The organism is Sphingomonas bacterium (genome assembly GCF_903643065.1).
GTDB lineage: Bacteria > Pseudomonadota > Alphaproteobacteria > Sphingomonadales > Sphingomonadaceae > Sphingomonas.
Map to the genome: position 1 here is coordinate 1 of NZ_CAHJWX010000373.1, position 3,107 is coordinate 3,107.

Annotated in this window: 5 protein-coding genes and 1 pseudogene; 1 reads left to right on the forward strand and 5 read right to left on the reverse strand. The window is 68.9% G+C overall.

The features are described 5' to 3' along the window. Positions 1-970: YihY/virulence factor BrkB family protein (locus HUU95_RS12275; protein WP_174280365.1), on the reverse strand; the 970-nt coding region annotated here is incomplete at its 3' end. A gap of 60 nt (positions 971-1,030) precedes the next feature. Here HUU95_RS12275 and mtgA point away from each other — a divergent pair. Then, complete coding sequence (mtgA, locus tag HUU95_RS12280) at positions 1,031-1,705, forward strand: monofunctional biosynthetic peptidoglycan transglycosylase (RefSeq protein WP_174280366.1); 675 nt, start codon at positions 1,031-1,033, stop codon at positions 1,703-1,705. Here the strand turns inward: mtgA and HUU95_RS12285 are convergent. The 4 genes and pseudogenes from HUU95_RS12285 to HUU95_RS12300 form a co-directional block, all read right to left on the reverse strand. Then, a complete protein-coding gene (locus tag HUU95_RS12285; RefSeq protein ID WP_174280367.1) occupies positions 1,702-2,112 on the reverse strand; it encodes a hypothetical protein in 411 nt (136 codons plus the stop codon). The genes mtgA and HUU95_RS12285 overlap by 4 nt on opposite strands. Beyond that, on the reverse strand, positions 2,112-2,291 hold the full coding sequence (locus HUU95_RS12290; RefSeq protein ID WP_174280368.1) for a hypothetical protein: 180 nt from the start codon (positions 2,289-2,291) through the stop codon (positions 2,112-2,114). The genes HUU95_RS12285 and HUU95_RS12290 overlap by 1 nt, the downstream gene beginning before the upstream one ends. A gap of 23 nt (positions 2,292-2,314) precedes the next feature. Next, a complete protein-coding gene (locus tag HUU95_RS12295) occupies positions 2,315-2,644 on the reverse strand; it encodes a YbaB/EbfC family nucleoid-associated protein (RefSeq protein WP_174280369.1) in 330 nt (109 codons plus the stop codon). Next, positions 2,641-3,107: pseudogene (locus HUU95_RS12300) on the reverse strand (DNA polymerase III subunit gamma/tau); the annotation flags it as partial. The gene HUU95_RS12295 and the pseudogene HUU95_RS12300, both read right to left, overlap by 4 nt.

Consider the following 3,107-nt stretch of genomic DNA (forward strand, 5'->3'; position numbering starts at 1 on the left):
CCAGCCGCGACGCCACGCGGGCGGTCGCAAAGTCGGCGGCGGTCGAGGGCGGTGACGGTGCCGGCGCGACGACCGCTGGCATCGGGGCGGGCGGCGCGGCGGCGGGGGGTGTCGGCGCAGCGCGGTGCTCCAGCTCCGCATTGAGCTCGGCGCCGAACAGCAGCAGGTAGCTTGACAGGTAGAGCCAGGTCAGCAGCACCACGATTGCGCCGAGCGAGCCATAGGTCGCGTTGTAGTTACCGAACGTCGAGACATAGAGGCCGAAGCCCAGCGTCAGCACCACGCCGCCGATCGCCGCAACGAGCGAGCCCGGCGTCAGCCATATCCAGCGCGCGTCGGCCCGGCTGGGGCCATAGCGGTAGAGCGCCGCGGCGGCGCCGGCGGCGGCGAGCAGCAGGACAAGGTAGGTCAGCAGCTTGCCGAACACGAGCACGACGCCGGGCGCGCCGGGGAGCAGCTTCTCCAGCTGCGCCAGCGCCGCCATCGCCACCACCGCCAGGATCGCGACGATCACCGCCGCCGCCGTGATCGTCAGCGCGGTCGCGTTGGTCGCGACGAAGCCGCGCCGCTCCTTCTCCTCATAGGCGATGTTGAGCGCGGTCATCACCGCGCCCGCGCCGCCGCGCGCGCCGAACAGCGCGATGCCGAGCGCGACCAGCAGGCCCAGCCCCTTCTTGCCGCCGGAGGTCTGGACGACATGGAGCAGCTGGTCGCCGACGAGCTGCGCGGCCTGCGCCGGCATGACGGCGGTCAGCGATTTCATGTCGGCGATCACCGTCGCGGGACGGGCGATCAGGCCATAGCTGAGCACGGTCGCGCCGAGCAGCGGCACGATGGCGAGGAAGCCGTAAAAGGCGACGCCCGCCGCGATCAGGCCGATATTGTCGTCGCCCGTCTCCTTCCAGCTGCGCTTGAGCACGGCGAACCAGCCGCCGGCCGGCGTGGCGAAGGAGCTGCGGGCATCGGGCATGGCAGGTACAACGCGGGTTCGGGCTTGCCGGGTCCCCGATGGCGCGGCAGGGTCGGCGCCATGCGGCGGCTGTTGCGATGGGGCGTGCGAGCCGTGCTCGGCTTCGTGCTGGTGTCGGTGCTCTGGGTGGGGCTGTACCGGTTCGTGCCGCCGCCCGGCACGTTCACGATGCTGGGCGACGCGGTCGGCGGCGCGGGCGTGACCAAGCAATGGATGCCGCTCGACGCGATGGACCCGGACATGGCGCGCGCGGCGATCGCGGGGGAGGACTCCACCTTCTGTCTCCACCACGGCTTCGACTGGCGCGGGATCGAGTCCGCCGCGCGGCACAACGCGCGGGGCGGGCGCATCCGGGGCGGCTCGACGATCAGCCAGCAGACGGCGAAAAACGCGTTCCTGTTCCAGCGTGGCGGCTATGTCCGCAAGGGCTTCGAGGCCTGGTTCACCGTGCTGATCGAGGCGCTGTGGGGCAAGCGCCGGATCATGGAAGTGTACCTCAACATCGCGCAGACCGGCGTCGGCACCTATGGCGCCGACGCGGGGGCCCGGCGCTATTTCGGGCATGACGCGAGCCGGCTGACGCCGCTGGAGGCGGGACGGATCGCGGCGATCCTGCCTTCGCCGGAGAAACGCGACGCGAGCGACCCGCACGGCGCGATCCGGCGGCACGGCAACCGGCTGGCGCGGTATGTGGGTGTGGTGCGGCGCGCGGGGCTGGATCGATGCGTCCGCTAGGTGGAGTTCGCGATGGAGAGCAGGTCGACGCCCGCCACTTTCAACACCACGACAAGCGCGATCAGGATCAGCGTGTAGATGAAGGCCGACACGATATTCACCAACACACTGTTCCAGAAGCTGCCTCTGAGCGCTTCCTCAATGATACGCGGGCGTTCCTGCCTCACCACCTCATCTGAATAGGAACGCAGCACTTGATCGGCTTCCGCTCGCTTGCTCGCGATATTCGCCGGTGTCCAAGTCTCTTGATAGGCCTTTAACTCTGCTGGCGTCGGTGGCTTGCCGTTCGCGGATGTCAGCTGGACCCACTCGCGCTTCGCGATCTTGTACAAACCATAGGCGATCAGGCCTCGAACTTCGTCATCGTCCGCATCGTGCAACTGCTCGAACAGCGTGTTGTACGCCATCACTTCGCTTCCGCGACTTTCAACGAGGTATTGGCGGCTCGCTTCGCCCGCCTGACCGTCTGCTCGGCGACGTACGGATACCCGTCCTTCGCCTCGCTGGTCTCGACCTGCCCAGCGGTCGTGATCCGTGCCGACACGAACCGTCCGGAACGGGCGTTGCGCTTGATCGAGTATTTCATGCGATCCTCCTTAGCACCACGCCTCAGAACGGCAATTTGAACCCCGGCGGCAGCGGCAGGCCGCTGGTCATCTTGCCCATCTCCTCGCCCGAGATCGCGTCGGCCTTGCTGCGCGCGTCATTGAAGGCGGCGGCGAGCAGGTCTTCCAGCATGCCCTTCTCGCTGGGTTGCAGCAGCGAGTCGTCGATCTGGATCGCGATCACGCTGCCCTTGGCGGTGGTCCTGATCTTGACGAGCCCGCCGCCGGCGGCACCCTCCACCTCGATCTTGTCGAGATTGGCCTGCGCGGTCTGCAGCTCGTTCTGGACGTTCTGCGCCATCTCCATGATGCGCTTGAGCTGGTCGTCGTTCATGTCGCGGTACTCCGTTGGCCGGGCCAGGTTTCGAGTTCGGCATCGGGAAACGCATCGCGCGCCGCCCGGATCATCGGCGAGGCGAGGATCGCGTCGCGCGCCGCGTCCGATGCCTGCGCCTCGCGTTCCTTGAGCGTCGGCTGACCGGGCTCGCCCACGAAGCTGATCCGCCACGCGCGGCCGCTCAGCGCCTTGAGCGCGTCGCCCAGATCCTTGACATATTCGGCCACCATCGGGCGGCGGCCGCTCAACACCAGCTCGGGTGGCGCATAGGAGACGAGCGCGGCGTTCTCCAGCCGGATCGCGTCGCCGAGCGCGCCGGGCTGCTCGCGCAACGCGGCGACGAGGGCGTCGAAATCGGGCGGGAACGCCGCGACCGGCTCGGCCGCGCGAACCGGCGCGGGTGCGCGAGTCGATCGGCGTCGTCTCCCAGGCGGGCGGGCTCGACCGTGAGGCGACCGGC

Bases quoted from the DNA above. Each gene is read 5' to 3' on its own strand.
- mtgA (WP_174280366.1), top strand. From the start codon at position 1,031: ATGCGGCGGCTGTTGCGATGGGGCGTGCGAGCCGTGCTCGGCTTCGTG.
- HUU95_RS12285 (WP_174280367.1), bottom strand. From the start codon at position 2,112: ATGGCGTACAACACGCTGTTCGAGCAGTTGCACGATGCGGACGATGAC.
- HUU95_RS12290 (WP_174280368.1), bottom strand. From the start codon at position 2,291: ATGAAATACTCGATCAAGCGCAACGCCCGTTCCGGACGGTTCGTGTCG.
- HUU95_RS12295 (WP_174280369.1), bottom strand. From the start codon at position 2,644: ATGAACGACGACCAGCTCAAGCGCATCATGGAGATGGCGCAGAACGTC.